This window comes from Rahnella bruchi, assembly GCF_003614975.1.
In the GTDB taxonomy this organism is placed as follows: Bacteria; Pseudomonadota; Gammaproteobacteria; order Enterobacterales; family Enterobacteriaceae; genus Rahnella; species Rahnella bruchi.
This window is the reverse complement of record NZ_QZWI01000008.1, coordinates 94,339-109,947: the sequence shown is the minus strand read 5'-3', so window position 1 is coordinate 109,947 and position 15,609 is coordinate 94,339. Positions and strand designations below refer to the sequence as shown.

General features: G+C 51.6%; 16 protein-coding genes. 12 read left to right on the top strand and 4 right to left on the bottom strand.

Translation table 11 applies throughout. From position 1 onward, the window contains the following. Nucleotides 1-7: 7 nt before the first annotated feature. From mreD to csrD, 4 genes are all read right to left on the bottom strand, one after another. The gene (gene mreD, locus D5398_RS14875) at nucleotides 8-496 is read right to left on the bottom strand and encodes a rod shape-determining protein MreD (protein ID WP_120508332.1); all 489 of its coding nucleotides are present in this window, start codon (nucleotides 494-496) and stop codon (nucleotides 8-10) included. Continuing rightward, nucleotides 493-1,500 (bottom strand): rod shape-determining protein MreC, encoded by a 1,008-nt coding sequence (gene mreC / locus D5398_RS14870; RefSeq protein ID WP_120131549.1) that lies wholly within the window; start codon nucleotides 1,498-1,500, stop codon nucleotides 493-495. The genes mreD and mreC overlap by 4 nt, the downstream gene beginning before the upstream one ends. A 275-nt stretch (nucleotides 1,501-1,775) precedes the next feature. After that, a complete protein-coding gene (gene mreB, locus D5398_RS14865) occupies nucleotides 1,776-2,819 on the bottom strand; it encodes a rod shape-determining protein MreB (RefSeq protein WP_013577291.1) in 1,044 nt (347 codons plus the stop codon). Between the two features lie 355 nt (nucleotides 2,820-3,174). Further along, nucleotides 3,175-5,109, bottom strand: coding sequence for an RNase E specificity factor CsrD (csrD, locus tag D5398_RS14860; protein WP_120508331.1), 1,935 nt, complete (start codon nucleotides 5,107-5,109; stop codon nucleotides 3,175-3,177). Between the two features lie 388 nt (nucleotides 5,110-5,497). Between csrD and msrP the strand changes: the two genes are divergently transcribed. The 12 genes from msrP (at nucleotide 5,498) to D5398_RS14800 (ending at nucleotide 15,566) form a co-directional block, all read left to right on the top strand. After that, nucleotides 5,498-6,499: a protein-methionine-sulfoxide reductase catalytic subunit MsrP gene (gene msrP / locus D5398_RS14855; RefSeq protein WP_120131547.1), complete on the top strand. Its 1,002-nt coding sequence runs from the start codon at nucleotides 5,498-5,500 to the stop codon at nucleotides 6,497-6,499. Between the two features lie 19 nt (nucleotides 6,500-6,518). Then, the gene (msrQ, locus tag D5398_RS14850) at nucleotides 6,519-7,121 is read left to right on the top strand and encodes a protein-methionine-sulfoxide reductase heme-binding subunit MsrQ (protein ID WP_120508330.1); all 603 of its coding nucleotides are present in this window, start codon (nucleotides 6,519-6,521) and stop codon (nucleotides 7,119-7,121) included. Between the two features lie 241 nt (nucleotides 7,122-7,362). Next, nucleotides 7,363-7,815 (top strand): type II 3-dehydroquinate dehydratase, encoded by a 453-nt coding sequence (aroQ, locus tag D5398_RS14845; protein WP_120508329.1) that lies wholly within the window; start codon nucleotides 7,363-7,365, stop codon nucleotides 7,813-7,815. A 32-nt stretch (nucleotides 7,816-7,847) separates the two neighbouring features. Then, nucleotides 7,848-8,309 carry an acetyl-CoA carboxylase biotin carboxyl carrier protein gene (gene accB / locus D5398_RS14840; protein ID WP_095924387.1) on the top strand — a complete coding sequence of 154 codons (462 nt, stop codon included), beginning with the start codon at nucleotides 7,848-7,850 and terminating at the stop codon, nucleotides 8,307-8,309. Between the two features lie 11 nt (nucleotides 8,310-8,320). Continuing rightward, nucleotides 8,321-9,670: an acetyl-CoA carboxylase biotin carboxylase subunit gene (accC, locus tag D5398_RS14835; protein WP_120508328.1), complete on the top strand. Its 1,350-nt coding sequence runs from the start codon at nucleotides 8,321-8,323 to the stop codon at nucleotides 9,668-9,670. A 75-nt stretch (nucleotides 9,671-9,745) separates the two neighbouring features. Beyond that, a complete protein-coding gene (locus D5398_RS14830) occupies nucleotides 9,746-9,988 on the top strand; it encodes a YhdT family protein (RefSeq protein ID WP_120508327.1) in 243 nt (80 codons plus the stop codon). Beyond that, nucleotides 9,978-11,423 (top strand): sodium/pantothenate symporter, encoded by a 1,446-nt coding sequence (gene panF / locus D5398_RS14825; RefSeq protein WP_120508326.1) that lies wholly within the window; start codon nucleotides 9,978-9,980, stop codon nucleotides 11,421-11,423. The genes D5398_RS14830 and panF overlap by 11 nt, the downstream gene beginning before the upstream one ends. Before the next feature lie 43 nt (nucleotides 11,424-11,466). Then, on the top strand, nucleotides 11,467-12,351 hold the full coding sequence (gene prmA / locus D5398_RS14820) for a 50S ribosomal protein L11 methyltransferase (RefSeq protein ID WP_120508325.1): 885 nt from the start codon (nucleotides 11,467-11,469) through the stop codon (nucleotides 12,349-12,351). A 149-nt stretch (nucleotides 12,352-12,500) separates the two neighbouring features. Beyond that, a complete protein-coding gene (locus D5398_RS14815; protein ID WP_244216772.1) occupies nucleotides 12,501-13,253 on the top strand; it encodes a carbonic anhydrase in 753 nt (250 codons plus the stop codon). A 400-nt stretch (nucleotides 13,254-13,653) separates the two neighbouring features. After that, nucleotides 13,654-14,619: a tRNA dihydrouridine synthase DusB gene (gene dusB, locus D5398_RS14810; protein ID WP_120508324.1), complete on the top strand. Its 966-nt coding sequence runs from the start codon at nucleotides 13,654-13,656 to the stop codon at nucleotides 14,617-14,619. A 21-nt stretch (nucleotides 14,620-14,640) separates the two neighbouring features. Next, nucleotides 14,641-14,937 (top strand): DNA-binding transcriptional regulator Fis, encoded by a 297-nt coding sequence (fis, locus tag D5398_RS14805; RefSeq protein ID WP_004097144.1) that lies wholly within the window; start codon nucleotides 14,641-14,643, stop codon nucleotides 14,935-14,937. Between the two features lie 197 nt (nucleotides 14,938-15,134). Further along, the gene (locus D5398_RS14800; protein ID WP_415838477.1) at nucleotides 15,135-15,566 is read left to right on the top strand and encodes a DoxX family protein; all 432 of its coding nucleotides are present in this window, start codon (nucleotides 15,135-15,137) and stop codon (nucleotides 15,564-15,566) included. The last annotated feature ends 43 nt before the right edge of the window (nucleotides 15,567-15,609 follow it).

Here is a 15,609-nt window from a genome sequence, read left to right as displayed (position 1 = left end):
AACATCCTCATTGCACGGCAAACTGACGACGAATTTTACGCATCAGCAGGAACAGCCATGGCCACAGAATACCGTCAACCACACTACTCCAGAAAACTTCAGGCCGGAACGAAACGTTAACCACCAGGAATTCACCCCAGAACACCATCACGTCCACGGCCAGTGAAAGCACCATGACAATTAGCGCCTGTTGCCAGAGCGCCAGATTACGGAATAACTGGAATTTGAACGCGACCAGATAGGCGGTGATGGCAAATGCCAGCGCACGGATACCCAGCGTTGAGCCCAGGATAAGATCCATGATGAAGCCAACAACAAAACCGGTACCCACGTTGACGCGATGCGGTAACGCCATCACCCAGTAAATCAGGATCAGCATCAGCCATGATGGCCTGAACATGTAAATCTGTTCTGGCCACGGCATTACCTGCAGCAGCATGGCTATTAAGAAGGATAGCCAAATAATCCAACGCCCGTGGCTCCGGTAACTGTTCATCGTGTCGCTCCCTGAACAGCAGGCGTGCTGACAGGCGCGGTCACCGTGCCGGTAGCCGGTGGCGGAACCGGTGCCGGAGGCCCCATATCACCCGGAGGTGGCAGAACTTGTGGCATCATCTGCATCAGACGTTCATTAGCAACGCGATGGACTTCATCCGGCGGCAGCGGGTGTTCGCCATTACGGTCAGACCCCCACAGGAGCAGTAGATAGCGCAGACGTTGCAGACCAGCGGTCGGGCGCGCCTGAATCACGGTATAAGCACGCTGGTTATCCACTTTGACAGAAGACACCACACCCACCGGATACCCTTCAGGGAATCTTCCACCAAGACCGGATGTGACCAGCACATCGCCGACACGAATATCGGTATTGCTTGGCAGATGCTCAAGCTGTAAGTCATCGGCACATCCGCTACCGGCAGCAATCACGCGGATGTCGTTACGCAGTACCTGGATGGGTAATGCGTGCGAAGCATCACAAATCAGTAATACGCGGCTGGTCAGTGCGGCAACGGCAACAACCTGGCCAACAACGCCTTTGTCGCTGATGACCGGCTGACCAATATACACACCGCTGTTGCTGCCTTTGTCGATCACCACCTGATCACTGTAAGGATCATTACTGGTAGACAGAACCTGCGTCACCATTTTGTGCTCGTCCTGACGCAACGGTGATCCCAGCAGTTCGCGCAGACGGGCGTTTTCTTGTTTGTATTGGCCAAGCATCATCAGATCGCTATTTTTCAGCAACAGTTCCTGACGAAGAGCGCGGTTTTCGAGCTCCATCTGACCACGAGTGGCAAATGTAGAAGAGACCTGATCTAAGAATTCACGCGGGGCATTGGACAAAAAATAGAAGGGACTGACGGCAGTATCCATATAGGTGCGAATTTTAACAAACGTACCTATTTTACTGTCGGCAACAATCAAGACAATGGCCGTGAGAATAGCCAAAAAAAGTCGCAGTTGCAGGGAAGGTCCCCTGCTAAAAATTGGCTTCATAAAATATGCGAGTTCCTCGGCAACAGAAGGTTTCAGCCAGTCGAAGTAAAGACTTCCCCTGACAGAAAAGGCGGCAATCTCATGGGATAGACAAAACACCGGCAAAGCGTTTATCGCTCGGCCAGTGTTTGCACGGATCCACATTGAACACTGCACACTTCACGTTGCAGGTTTTACCTGACGGACAACCACCTTCCTGGGCAGACTGATTTTGTTAACTACGACAAAGCCTGCTTACAGCAAGCCCTGTCCAAAACCACAAGTCTTCGCTCAGATTACTCTTCGCTGAATAAGTCGCCGCCGTGCATGTCGATCATTTCTAATGCTTTACCACCGCCGCGGGCTACACAAGTCAGCGGGTCTTCTGCGACGACAACCGGAATACCGGTTTCTTCCATCAGCAGACGATCAAGGTTACGCAGTAATGCGCCACCGCCGGTCAACACCATGCCGCGTTCGGAAATATCAGAGGCCAGCTCTGGCGGACACTGTTCCAGTGCAACCATCACCGCGCTGACGATACCAGTCAGTGGCTCCTGCAAGGCTTCCAGAATTTCGTTGGAGTTCAGCGTGAAACCACGTGGAACACCTTCAGCCAGATTACGGCCACGAACTTCGATTTCGTGCACTTCATCGCCCGGATACGCAGAACCGATGCTGTGCTTGATACGTTCGGCAGTCGCTTCACCAATCAGTGAACCGTAGTTACGACGCACGTAGTTAATGATAGCTTCGTCGAAACGGTCACCACCAATACGAACAGAAGAAGAGTAGACGACACCGTTCAGGGAGATCACCGCAACTTCAGTCGTACCACCACCGATATCCACCACCATTGAACCGGTCGCTTCAGATACTGGCAGGCCTGCACCGATTGCCGCAGCCATCGGTTCTTCAATCAGGAACACTTCACGAGCGCCTGCGCCTTGCGCAGATTCACGGATAGCGCGGCGTTCAACTTGCGTTGCACCGACTGGCACACACACCAGCACGCGCGGACTTGGGCGCATGAAGCTGTTGCTGTGAACTTGCTTAATAAAGTGTTGCAGCATTTTCTCAGTCACGAAGAAGTCAGCGATAACGCCGTCTTTCATTGGACGAATAGCTGCGATATTGCCGGGAGTACGCCCCAGCATCTGTTTTGCGTCGTGACCAACAGCAGCGACGCTTTTAGGTGAACCAGCACGATCCTGACGAATAGCCACTACAGATGGCTCATTCAGCACGATGCCTTGTCCTTTTACATAGATAAGGGTATTGGCGGTACCCAGGTCGATGGACAAGTCGTTGGAAAACATGCCACGAAATTTCTTAAACATAACGAAAGGATAATCCTGCAAGCTGGGGGCGAAAAATAAAATCCGCCTACTTTACCAACCACGCGAAGCAGCGACAAGGCGCAAAAACGTCCTGCTTCCGTGAAAATTGTCAGCGATGTCGCCATTCACTTGTTGTTACTTTTTGAGGCTGATGGCACTGCGATATAATTCTGTATCGCAGGCTCGGTTTACCTCGGGCAGGCACCCAGGCGAAGTAGCAACACCGCACATAAATTCTTACACTTTTACCGAAATTTTCCGCTTATCTGCGGCCTGATAACAAGCACCGGAGGCCAGGCAAGGGAGTCGGTCAAAAGCTGGCTCATTCTACGTTAAATAATCCCATAACGGTCACTTAAACATCGCGGTTATGTGAATATTTTTTACCGACCGGTTCAACAGGCTCCGGTACAGCAAATAAATCGCCCTGACCGCCGTGGATCCCGCTTTTCAACAGGACTGCCCATTCCTCTTTTGTCCTCACTCCGGAGGCAAAAACCAGGGCCTGAGTTCCTTCACACGCACTGAGCAAACTTTGTACAAAAAGCTGATTTTCAACCCTTTTATCAATATCACGCACTAACCCTGGGTGAAGCTTGACTCTCTCCACCGGGAAAGTTTTCAGATAAGAGGTACTGACGACCGACAAACCCGCCTGCGTAACGGCCAAACGACAACCTAAACCCTGCAATAATCTGATCGCCGGACGCAGTCGGTCGGTATGTTGACAGAGATCTGCCTCTGCAAGTTCAATCAAAATTCGATTTCGTTGTGTTCTTTCGCACTGAAGCAACGTATCGCGCAGCCAGCGAACAAACGAGCGCTGCAATAATGAATCAACCGTCAGGTGAAATGCCAACGTTTCATTCGGCCAGCGGTTAAGTAACGGAATAATCTGACTTAACATCACCCGATCAAAGCTTTGTGACAGGCCAAACTGCACCACCAGAGGAATAAATTCGGCAGCCAGCAGCTCCTGTTCTCCGTCAAAGACGCGGCGCTGTATTTCCCGATGGTCGGGTTTGCCGCCTTTTGAGAATGAAGGTTTCTGATATAAACGCGGGCCACCGCGCGCCAGGGTATTTTCCAGCAAAGTACGCCAGCGAACGCTTCCCCGGCCCTTTTCCGGCACATTTTTATCGTAGATAAACCAGCTGTTACTTCCCTGAAAAGCCGCATGACGTGTAGCCTGCTCGACCATATCCATCACCTGATCCGGCGTTTGTCCGAAACGGTAGGCGCTGATGCCAATGTACATCAACGCGTCGCGGTCGATCAGCGAAGACGTCGGCAACACGCCCAGTGCATTAACCAGCTGTGCCGCCATGACTTCCGCTTCTTTCAGGGTACGGTGCGGTAGCAGTACGGCAAAATCACTATGGAAATAGCGCGCCAGCAAGGCATCAACATGGCGCATGACAAACGTCGACAATAAATTCACCATCGCCGAGCGTAATTCATCCACCACCGCCTGACCGTGGGTTTCGCGCATCAGATCGAAATCAGGTAAACGCAGCAGCATCACCACGCCATGCGCACCCTTTTCTTCCAGCTGCGTGGCGAGCTGGTTATCAAAGAACAGACGGTTACTCAGCCCGGTTTGTGCATCCTGCTGGGCATACGCGCGGATCAGCGTGTCCACGCGGCTACGTTGTTCACGGGCTTCATTAAGGTCCGTCAGCAAAACATCGATGGCACTACTGGCAGAATGCGGCCATTCGCCAACATCACCGGTCAGTCCCTCGCGTTCACCGCGTAAAATCCGCACCGCGCGGTCTTCCAGTTTTTCCACGCCGTCAGTCTCCTGACGCAGCCAGCGGAAACTGAGCAGCAGCATGACTAGCATCACCACAATGGCGAGTCCGATAGCAAACGTAGAGCGCAGGGAACGGATATAAGTGCTGACGGGATCGATATACGACATTTGCAGAGACATCGAATGGTTCTGCATCAGCGGATAAGTTGCCGTGTAATACTCAGGCATTACGCTGTCCCAGGAGCGGTGCATATTGGGACTTTCGTGATACTCATAAACGGTGGTGTTATTGAGTTTAACTTCAATATCAGTGATATCGAGCATGCGCATCGCCTGCGGCAACCAGCGCTGGGCTTCTGCGGGGGTATGAGTCAGAAGCGCCTGATCATACGTCGTCGCCAGAGCCTTAAGATGCTGCTCGGTACTTTGTTTATTGAGATAAAGAAAACTGAAAGTGACGCCCAGCAACATCAACAGCATTGCCAGCGCGACTAACATCGAAATCAGTGCCGATAGTCTGGTAGTAAATCGCATCCCTGTGCCTTACTCGCTACGGTTAGATGAACACAAACCCGTTGACTGAGCCTGCTGCGTAAAAACGCCGCTACTATAAAACAGAACAAGGGGGCGGCTGGAGAAATTTACGAAACAGACTTAATCGGATGTTTCTTCATTTCTGTCGCATCAGGCACCCTTTCATTCCTTTATCTGACTGAAAAATGCCCTTTGCATACATTGATAGCATAGCAACGCAAAAAACAATCAATTCAGAATTCTTATAGAAATGGTCAAAATGAGCCAAAGGCATTTTTTTTTAAATTCGGTATTTGAAGAGTTCATCTCGCAAAACCCCCCGTTTCACGCCATGCTCTGTCTATAACCATAAAAATGAATCATATAAAACAGAATGCCGGAGAATGCTATGTTCAAACCCCGCAAACTCACTGAAGCCGATGTCACACCCGAAGATATTTTCCATGACCGGCGCAAAGTCTTACAGGCACTGGGGATCAGTGCAGCGGCGCTTGCCATCCCGCAAAACGCCAGGGCTGACCTGCTTTCCTGGTTTAAAGGCCACGACCGGCCACCTGCGCCTGCAGGCAAACCGCTCGATTTCACTAAACCTGCTGCCTACCAGAATGATCTGCCGCTGACGCCGGAAGATAAAGTTTCCGGCTATAACAATTTCTATGAATTCGGGCTCGATAAAGCCGATCCGGCAGCCAATGCCGGGCAACTGGTCACATCACCGTGGAAAATCACCATTGATGGCGAGGTCGGCAAGCCGATGACGCTGGATATGGATGACATCATGAAGCGCTTCCCGCTTGAGCAGCGTATCTACAGGATGCGTTGCGTCGAAGCCTGGTCGATGGTGGTGCCCTGGGTCGGCTTCCAGCTCAGTGAAATCCTCAAACTCGCCGAACCGACCAGCAATGCGCGTTATGTCGCGTTTACGACCTTATATGACCCGGAACATATGCCCGGTCAGAAAGACCGGTTTATCGGCGGCGGGCTCAATTACCCCTATGTCGAAGGGTTACGTATAGATGAAGCGATGAACCCGCTGGCGATGATGACGGTCGGAGTTTATGGCAAAGCCCTTCCCCCTCAGAACGGGGCACCCATCCGTCTGACCATTCCCTGGAAGTATGGCTTCAAGGGGATTAAATCCATTGTGAATATCAAATTCACCAAAGATGAACCGCCGACGACCTGGAACCAGATTGCCTCAAATGAATACGGATTTTACGCCAACGTGAACCCGCATGTTGACCACCCACGCTGGTCGCAGGCAACGGAGCGATTTATCGGTTCGGGCGGATTGCTCGACGTGCAGCGCCAGCCAACCCTGCTGTTCAATGGTTATGCCGAGCAGGTGGCGTCGATGTATCACGGTATGGATTTGCGTAAGTTCTATTAAGGAAGGGGAAGTTTCATCTATGCGTCGTTTAAGCCCTGCAAACATTACCTGGCTGAAGGTGATCATCTACCTTTGCGCCGTTTTACCCTTTCTCTGGATTATTCTTTCGATTAATCAGGGCTGGTTTAGTGCCGATCCGGCCAAGGATATTCAGCACTTTACCGGTAGGATGACTCTGAAATTTTTACTGGTCACTCTGCTGGTCACGCCTGTCGCGCGTTACGGTAAACAGCCACTGCTGATCCGCACCCGCCGTTTGCTGGGTTTATGGTGTTTCGCATGGGGTACGCTGCATCTTCTCAGCTATTCTTTCCTCGAACTAGGCATCAATAATCTGCGTCTGCTGGGCAGTGAACTGATTTCACGCCCGTATCTCACGCTGGGGATCATCTGTTGGATTCTCCTGCTGGCACTGGCCTGTACTTCAACACTGTGGGCACAGCGTAAAATGGGGGCAAAATGGCAGAAGTTGCACAACTTCATTTATCTGATCGCGGTTCTTGCACCGATCCATTACCTTTGGTCGGTAAAAGTGTTATCCCCGCAACCCGTCATTTACGCGTTACTGGCACTCATCTTGCTGGCATTTCGCTATAAAAAATTCCGCCAGTGGCTGCGTTAAGCTGCGGAACTTTTATGTGTTCTGCCCCTCAAAATTTCGGCAATCACCCTCACATTCACCTGGCGAGGGTTGATTATCTTCGCTGATAAGACCAGTATTTAGCTGCGAATTGCCACGATATCATTATAATGCCCGACCTCATGCCGAAGAGACGGGACGATTTGCCGCGAAATAGGTGACAAATCGGTGACATCAGGGTATTTTCTACAATCTTTGTCTAATTGCCGGAGATAGGCTCACAATGGCGCATAAGTTTGACATTTTGCTACTAAACGGTCCTAACCTGAATTTGCTAGGGACCCGTGAGCCTGAGACGTACGGACACACCACGCTCAACGATATTGTTAAAGGTTTGGAAATTCAGGCTGCTGCTGCTGATGTAGCACTCAGCCATCTGCAATCCAACGCAGAACATGTCCTGATTGAACGCATTCATCAGGCACGCGGAAACGTCGATTTTATTCTGATCAATCCCGCGGCCTTTACCCATACCAGCGTGGCGCTGCGCGATGCATTACTGGGGGTTTCGATTCCGTTTATCGAGATCCATCTGTCGAATGTACATGCCCGTGAAGCGTTCCGGCATCATTCCTATCTTTCCGACATCGCAGTGGGCGTTATTTGCGGACTTGGCGCAGATGGCTACCACTTTGCATTACAGGCAGCGGTTAACCGCTTGTCAAAAACCCACTAATTTCTACGCAAAAAGAGTACGGAATCACACCCATGGATATTCGTAAAATCAAAAAACTGATCGAACTGGTTGAAGAATCAGGCATTTCTGAACTGGAAATTTCTGAAGGCGAAGAATCAGTACGTATCAGCCGTGCTGCACCTGCGCAGGCTTATCCTATGATGCAACAGGCTTATGCGATGCCTGTACAACAGCCAGGTCTGGCTGCTGCGGTCGCGCCAGCTGCTGCACCAGCAGAAGCGGCTCCAGCTGCAATCAGTGGCCATATCGTTCGCTCACCGATGGTAGGTACCTTCTACCGTACGCCAAGCCCGGACGCTAAAGCCTTCATCGAAGTGGGTCAGAAAGTGAACGCCGGCGATACTCTGTGTATCGTTGAAGCGATGAAAATGATGAACCAAATCGAAGCAGACAAATCCGGTGTTGTTAAAGCAATTCTGGTAGAAAGCGGCCAACCGGTTGAATTCGACGAGCCGCTGGTCGTCATCGAATAACGAGGCGTACCATGGTAGATAAAATTGTTATCGCGAACCGCGGCGAAATTGCCCTGCGTATTTTGCGTGCCTGTAAAGAAATGGGCATCAAAACCGTTGCTGTGCACTCCACCGCTGATCGTGACCTGAAACACGTGCTGCTGGCAGACGAAACCGTCTGTATCGGTCCTGCACCTTCAGTAAAAAGCTATCTGAACATCCCTGCCATTATCGCTGCGGCAGAAATCACTGGCGCGGTGGCTATTCATCCGGGCTATGGTTTCCTGTCCGAGAATGCCGATTTTGCAGAGCAGGTTGAGCGTTCTGGTTTTATCTTCATCGGCCCGAAAGCTGAAACTATCCGCCTGATGGGTGACAAAGTTTCTGCGATCCAGGCGATGAAAGCGGCTGGCGTACCTTGCGTACCTGGCTCAGACGGCCCGCTGGGCGACGACATGGATCAAAACCGTGGCTTCGCTAAACGCATCGGCTATCCGGTCATCATCAAAGCCTCTGGCGGCGGCGGTGGTCGTGGTATGCGCGTTGTACGCAGCGACAAAGACCTCGAGCAGTCCATCAACATGACCCGTGCGGAAGCCAAAGCGGCTTTCAACAACGACATGGTTTACATGGAAAAATACCTGGAAAATCCACGTCACGTGGAAATTCAGGTACTGGCTGACGGTCAGGGCAACGCAGTTTATCTGGCAGAACGTGACTGCTCCATGCAGCGTCGTCACCAGAAAGTCGTGGAAGAAGCGCCGGCACCAGGCATCACTGAAGAACTGCGTCGTTTCATCGGCGAACGTTGTTCAAAAGCCTGTGTGGATATCGGCTACCGTGGCGCCGGGACTTTTGAGTTCCTGTACGAAAACGGTGAGTTCTTCTTCATCGAAATGAACACCCGTATCCAGGTTGAGCATCCGGTTACCGAGATGATCACGGGTGTGGATTTGATCAAAGAGCAGCTGCGCATTGCGTCCGGCCAGCCATTGTCGATCAAACAGAGCGAAGTGAAAGTCAAAGGCCATGCGGTGGAATGCCGTATTAACGCGGAAGACCCTAACACCTTCCTGCCGAGCCCAGGCAAAATCACTCGTTTCCACGCACCTGGCGGCTTCGGTGTTCGTTGGGAATCGCACATTTACGCAGGCTACACTGTGCCTCCGTACTACGATTCCATGATTGGTAAACTGATCACTTACGGCGAAACCCGTGAAGTGGCCATTGCCCGCATGAAAAATGCGCTGGCAGAACTGATCATCGACGGCATCAAAACCAACATTGAACTGCAAATGCGTATTATGGACGACGAGAACTTCCAGCATGGTGGGACCAACATCCACTATCTGGAGAAAAAACTCGGTTTGCAGGAAAAATAATAAGACCGTACCGTCGCGTACATTCTTATCAAGGCCGGATATTCCGGCCTTTTTTTCATTTATGGGGAGGGGGAAATGGATAAACGTTTCTTACAAGCCAACCGTGAAGCCCGCTGGGCGTTTGGGCTGACGATTGCTTATCTGCTGGCATGGAGTGTTGCCGCTTATATTCCTGATGATAAACAGGGCATTACCGGGTTGCCGCATTGGTTTGAAATGGCGTGCCTGCTGGTTCCACTGATTTTCGTGCTTTTAAGCTGGCTGATGGTCCGTGTGATTTTCCGCGATATTCCGCTGGAGGACAGTGATGAAGACTGAAGTTCTGCTGCCACTTATCGCCTATCTGCTGCTGGTATTCGGCCTGTCTGTGTATGCCTACACACGCCGCCAACAGGGCAACTTCCTCACCGAGTATTTTCTTGGCAATCGCTCAATGGGCGGCTTCGTGCTGGCCATGACCCTGACCGCCACCTATATCAGCGCCAGTTCTTTTATCGGCGGTCCAGGCGCGGCCTATAAATTTGGCCTCGGCTGGGTATTGCTGGCGATGATCCAGCTGCCTGCGGTCTGGTTGTCGCTGGGGGTTCTGGGTAAGAAATTTGCCATTCTGGCCCGGCGCTACAACGCCGTCACACTCAACGATATGTTGTTTGCCCGCTATCAGAGCCGTCTGCTGGTCTGGCTGGCAAGCCTGAGCCTTCTGGTCGCATTTCTGGGCGCTATGACCGTCCAGTTCATCGGCGGCGCACGCCTGCTGGAAACGGCTGCCGGAATTCCTTACGACACCGGTCTGCTGATTTTCGGCATCAGTATCGCGTTGTATACGGCGTTTGGCGGTTTTCGTGCCAGCGTACTCAACGATGCCATGCAAGGGCTGGTAATGCTGCTGGGTACCATTTTGCTGCTGGTGGGCGTCATTCATGCCGCGGGCGGTCTGCACAGCGCAGTCGATAAGCTTCAGCAGATTGATCCGAAACTGGTGTCGGTTCACGGCGGAGGTGACGTTCTTTCTCTGCCGTTTATGGCTTCTTTCTGGATTCTGGTGTGCTTTGGCGTAATTGGTCTGCCGCATACTGCCGTGCGTTGTATCTCTTATAAAGACAGCAAAGCGGTGCATCGCGGCATTGTGCTGGGTACGATTGTAGTTGCCATTCTGATGTTCGGTATGCATCTGGCCGGTGCGCTCGGGCGCGCTGTTTTACCGGATCTTAAAATACCCGATCAGGTGATCCCGACGCTGATGATCACCGTGCTGCCTCCTTATGCCGCCGGTATTTTCCTTGCCGCGCCAATGGCCGCGATTATGTCGACCATCAACGCGCAGCTTTTGCAGTCATCAGCGACTATCGTTAAAGACTTATACCTGGGCGTTAAACCGGAACAGCTTAGCAATGAACGCAAATTAAAACGCTTCTCAAGCTGGGCCACGTTTGTGCTCGGATTACTGGTTCTGCTGGCCGCCTGGCGTCCGCCGGAAATGATTATCTGGCTGAATTTGCTGGCCTTTGGTGGACTGGAAGCGGTATTCCTGTGGCCACTGGTGCTCGGATTGTATTGGGAGCGCGCTAACGCTACCGGGGCGCTGAGCTCCATGATTGTTGGCGGCGTTTGTTATACCCTGCTCGCCAGTATCGACCTGCATATTGGCGGTCTGCATCCGATTGTGCCGTCGCTGTCGCTGAGCCTGCTGGCGTTTTATGTAGGCAATAAATTTGGCAGACAGCCACAAGAAACCGTACTCAAGCCGTCCTGATCGGGCGGCACTGATTTTACAGATTGTTAAGAAGAGAATGGCTATGCCTTGGATCCAACTGAAAATTAATACTACCGGTAACGACGCGGAAACGCTGAGCGACGCGCTTATCGAAAGTGGCGCTGTGTCTGTGACTTTCCAGGACACGCACGATAATCCGGTCTTCGAACCCCTGCCGGGCGAAACTCTGTTGTGGGGCGATACCGACGCCATCGGCCTGTATGATGCAGAAACCGACATGGAAGAAGTGATCGCCATACTGGAAAACGAACCGCTGCTGGGCAAAGGTTTCGTGCACAAAATCGAACAACTGGAAGACAAAGACTGGGAACGCGAATGGATGGATAACTTCCACCCGATGCGTTTTGGCGAGCGTCTGTGGATTTGCCCAAGCTGGCGCGATGTCCCGGACCCAACTGCGGTCAATGTGATGCTCGATCCGGGTCTGGCGTTTGGTACCGGCACCCACCCGACCACCGCGATGTGCCTGCAATGGCTCGACAGCCTGGATCTGACGGATAAGACCGTGATCGACTTCGGTTGCGGTTCGGGCATTCTGGCGATCGCAGCATTGAAACTTGGTGCAAAACACGTGGTCGGGATCGACATCGATCCGCAAGCGATCCAGGCCAGCCGTGATAATGCCGAGCGTAACGGCGTTTCAGAGCGTCTGTCACTGTATCTGCCGAAAGATCAGCCCGAGAACCTGTCAGCCGACGTGGTCGTCGCTAACATCCTTGCCGGCCCTCTGCGCGAGCTGGCGCCGCTGATTGGCGTCCTGCCTGTCGCGGGTGGTCATCTGGGTCTGTCCGGCGTACTGGCAAGCCAGGCGCAAAGCGTCGCGGATGCATACAAAGATAAATTCGAGCTGGACCCGGTTGCCGAAAAAGAAGAATGGTGTCGCATAACGGGCGTTAAAAAGGCCTGATTTGCAGCCTCCCGCTTTTTCTGTTTTTGCAGAAAGAGCGGGATCTCCACCCAAAATCCATTTCTGGCCCTCTCACACATTTCACCTGCCCCAAAAAACCCTTACACTTCGCGAGGTTTTTATCACTCCATAAATGAAAGGGATATCTCGTGAAAGGAACAATACTGTTTGCCGCAATGGCCGCACTGATGCTGTCAGTTTCCGCACATACCGCCTTAGCCAACGAAGCGCCACACTGGTCCTACGATGGCGATGCCGCTCCGCAAAACTGGTCGAAACTCAGCCCTGATTTCCACCTGTGTGAGCAAGGCAAAAATCAGTCTCCGATTGATATTAAAGATGCGTTGCAGGTGCACCCCCATCCTCTCAAGGTCAGCTATGAGTTACCGCCGGTGAATGTCATCAACAATGGCCACAGCGTGCAGGTGAATGTTCAGCAGGGTGATTTTGTCACGCTGGACGGGGAGAAATTCGTCCTCCAGCAATTCCATTTCCATTCCCCGAGCGAAAATACCCTCAATGGAAAATCCTTCCCGATGGAAGCGCATTTTGTTCATCTGAATAAAAGCGGAGAAATCGCGGTCGTTGCTGTGATGTTTGAAACCGGCAAAGCCAATCCTGAAGTGGAAAAAATCTGGCAGCAGATGCCAGAACATATTGGAGAAACCCTCGCGCTGAAAGATAAGGTCAGTCTCAAAGGTCTGCTGCCCAAAGATATGACGCATTACCGATTCAGCGGTTCTCTGACCACTCCGCCATGTTCTGAAGGCGTTCGCTGGCTGGTGTTAAAACAACCTGTGACCCTCTCTGAAGCGCAACTGGAAAAATTCCAGCACTCGATGCAACATGCAAACAATCGTCCCGTACAGGACCTTCACGGCCGCACGATTGTCGCTGAGTAATCCTTCCTGACATCAGAGGCACGGAATTTAACGCCGCTGCCTCTTTTCCATTGTTTCTGAAACTGACCTACGCTTACTAAAAATAAGTCACTTTTTAACCAAAAGACGATCTGCGTCACGGAATTTTGTGGTTGTTGCTGCTTAAAACGTCAACCCTGCCCTTAGATTCAACTGATATAACAGGGTGTTTCAGAGAGATATTAGGAATTTGCTTAAGCGCACAATTTGACCACCATCACATAACCCGATGTAAAACCAAGATAAATAATTGAGTTGTGCTGAATTACACCGTTGGCAAGGGATTTTCTTATCGAGTTGCTCAAAGTTTGGCCTTTCATATCGCAACGAAAATGCGTAATATACGCGCCCTTGCGGACATCAGTATGGTCATTCCTAGTTCATGCGCATCGGACACCACCAGCTTACAAATTGCCTGATTGCGGCCCCAATGGCCGGTATCACTGACCGACCCTTTCGTGCCTTATGTCATGCGATGGGGGCTGGAATGGCAGTATCTGAAATGCTCTCCTCCAATCCGGAGGTGTGGCGGACGGATAAGTCACGTTTGCGCATGGTACATAACGATGAACCGGGGATCCGCGCCGTGCAAATTGCCGGTTGTGACCCCGAAGATATGGCGGCTGCTGCACGAATTAACGTGGAAAGCGGTGCGCAAATCATTGATATCAATATGGGCTGCCCGGCCAAGAAAGTGAACCGCAAACTGGCAGGTTCTGCATTACTGCAGTATCCGGATTTGGTTAAACAAATCCTCACTACCGTTGTGAATGCGGTAGATGTGCCAGTCACGTTGAAAATTCGTACTGGTTGGGCACCGGAACACCGTAACTGTGTACAAATTGCCCAATTGGCTGAAGACTGTGGAATTCAGGCCCTGACTATTCATGGCCGAACCCGTGCCTGCCTCTTCAATGGAGAAGCAGAGTACGACAGTATTCGGACAGTTAAGCAGAGTGTTTCCATTCCGATTATCGCGAATGGCGACATAACTGACCCGCATAAAGCCAGAGCGGTGCTCGACTACACCGGAGCTGATGCTCTGATGATAGGACGTGCCGCTCAGGGGAGACCCTGGATCTTCCGGGAAATCCAGCACTATCTGGACACAGGGGAACTGTTACCGCCACCGCCTTTGGGTGAGGTACAGCGCTTGTTAATAGGGCACGTACGGGAATTGCACGACTTTTACGGTCAAGGCAAGGGATTCCGTATCGCCCGTAAGCATGTTTCCTGGTATCTCCAGGAGCATGCCCCGAGTGACCAGTTTCGGCGCTCCTTCAACGCCATAGAGGATGCCAGCGAACAGCTGGAGGCGTTGGAAGCATATTTCGAAAATCTTGCGTAACAAAAAAGAGCTGACAGAACTATGTTCGAACAACGCGTGAATTCTGACGTACTGACCGTTTCTACCGTTAATTCTCAGGATCAGGTAACCCAAAAACCCCTGCGTGACTCGGTAAAACAAGCACTTAAGGGCTATTTTGCTCAATTGAATGGTCAGGACGTGAATGACCTGTATGAGTTGGTATTGGCTGAAGTTGAACAGCCACTGTTAGACATGGTGATGCAGTACACCCGTGGCAACCAGACTCGTGCGGCCCTGATGATGGGTATCAACCGCGGTACGCTGCGTAAGAAATTGAAAAAATACGGCATGAACTGATACTAATCAGTCGATGTCTTAAAAAGGCGCTTTCCGCAAGGAGGGCGCCTTTTTGTTTTCTGCTTTACCAGCAGACCTTTAGCTGAAAATTTGCTCAAAACCTAACCCAGATCAACCCAAATGAGAATAATTCTCCCCTCTGTTTAGCAATTAAGAATTACTTTAGAGAGACAATAAATACGTCTCCCGGAGTCACCATGATGAAGCCACTCTATCTTCGTTTTACCGCCGCGCTGAACAAACCTGATCTGGCCATTTTGCTATTACGCATCACATACGGTCTGCTGATTTTCCATGGCTGGCATAAACTTCACGACGGGCTGGGCGGCATTCAGGGCATGCTGGCGGGTTATGGCATTCCGGCGTTTGTCGCCTATGGCGTAATCATCGGTGAGGTTATCGCCCCGGTCATGATGATGTTGGGGATATTCACCCGCCTCGCCGCTCTGTCTGCAGCAGCGACGATGGTCGTGGCCTGGCTGATGGTCGGCATCCACCATACTTTCGCATTATCACCGGTCGGTGCCTGGGCCATTGAAGACATCGTGTATTACTTCATGGCAGCCATCGTGATTGCTCTGTACGGAAGTGGCCGTTATTCCATAATGAGCAACCCGCTGTACCGCTGATATTACGTTTCAGCATGTCTGATTCGTCGGACATGCTGATACC

Coding starts and splice junctions, on each gene's coding strand:
- mreD (WP_120508332.1), bottom strand. CDS start 496: ATGAACAGTTACCGGAGCCACGGGCGTTGGATTATTTGGCTATCCTTC.
- mreC (WP_120131549.1), bottom strand. CDS start 1,500: ATGAAGCCAATTTTTAGCAGGGGACCTTCCCTGCAACTGCGACTTTTT.
- mreB (WP_013577291.1), bottom strand. CDS start 2,819: ATGTTTAAGAAATTTCGTGGCATGTTTTCCAACGACTTGTCCATCGAC.
- csrD (WP_120508331.1), bottom strand. CDS start 5,109: ATGCGATTTACTACCAGACTATCGGCACTGATTTCGATGTTAGTCGCG.
- msrP (WP_120131547.1), top strand. CDS start 5,498: ATGTTCAAACCCCGCAAACTCACTGAAGCCGATGTCACACCCGAAGAT.
- msrQ (WP_120508330.1), top strand. CDS start 6,519: ATGCGTCGTTTAAGCCCTGCAAACATTACCTGGCTGAAGGTGATCATC.
- aroQ (WP_120508329.1), top strand. CDS start 7,363: ATGGCGCATAAGTTTGACATTTTGCTACTAAACGGTCCTAACCTGAAT.
- accB (WP_095924387.1), top strand. CDS start 7,848: ATGGATATTCGTAAAATCAAAAAACTGATCGAACTGGTTGAAGAATCA.
- accC (WP_120508328.1), top strand. CDS start 8,321: ATGGTAGATAAAATTGTTATCGCGAACCGCGGCGAAATTGCCCTGCGT.
- D5398_RS14830 (WP_120508327.1), top strand. CDS start 9,746: ATGGATAAACGTTTCTTACAAGCCAACCGTGAAGCCCGCTGGGCGTTT.
- panF (WP_120508326.1), top strand. CDS start 9,978: ATGAAGACTGAAGTTCTGCTGCCACTTATCGCCTATCTGCTGCTGGTA.
- prmA (WP_120508325.1), top strand. CDS start 11,467: ATGCCTTGGATCCAACTGAAAATTAATACTACCGGTAACGACGCGGAA.
- dusB (WP_120508324.1), top strand. CDS start 13,654: ATGCGCATCGGACACCACCAGCTTACAAATTGCCTGATTGCGGCCCCA.
- fis (WP_004097144.1), top strand. CDS start 14,641: ATGTTCGAACAACGCGTGAATTCTGACGTACTGACCGTTTCTACCGTT.
- D5398_RS14800 (WP_415838477.1), top strand. CDS start 15,135: ATGATGAAGCCACTCTATCTTCGTTTTACCGCCGCGCTGAACAAACCT.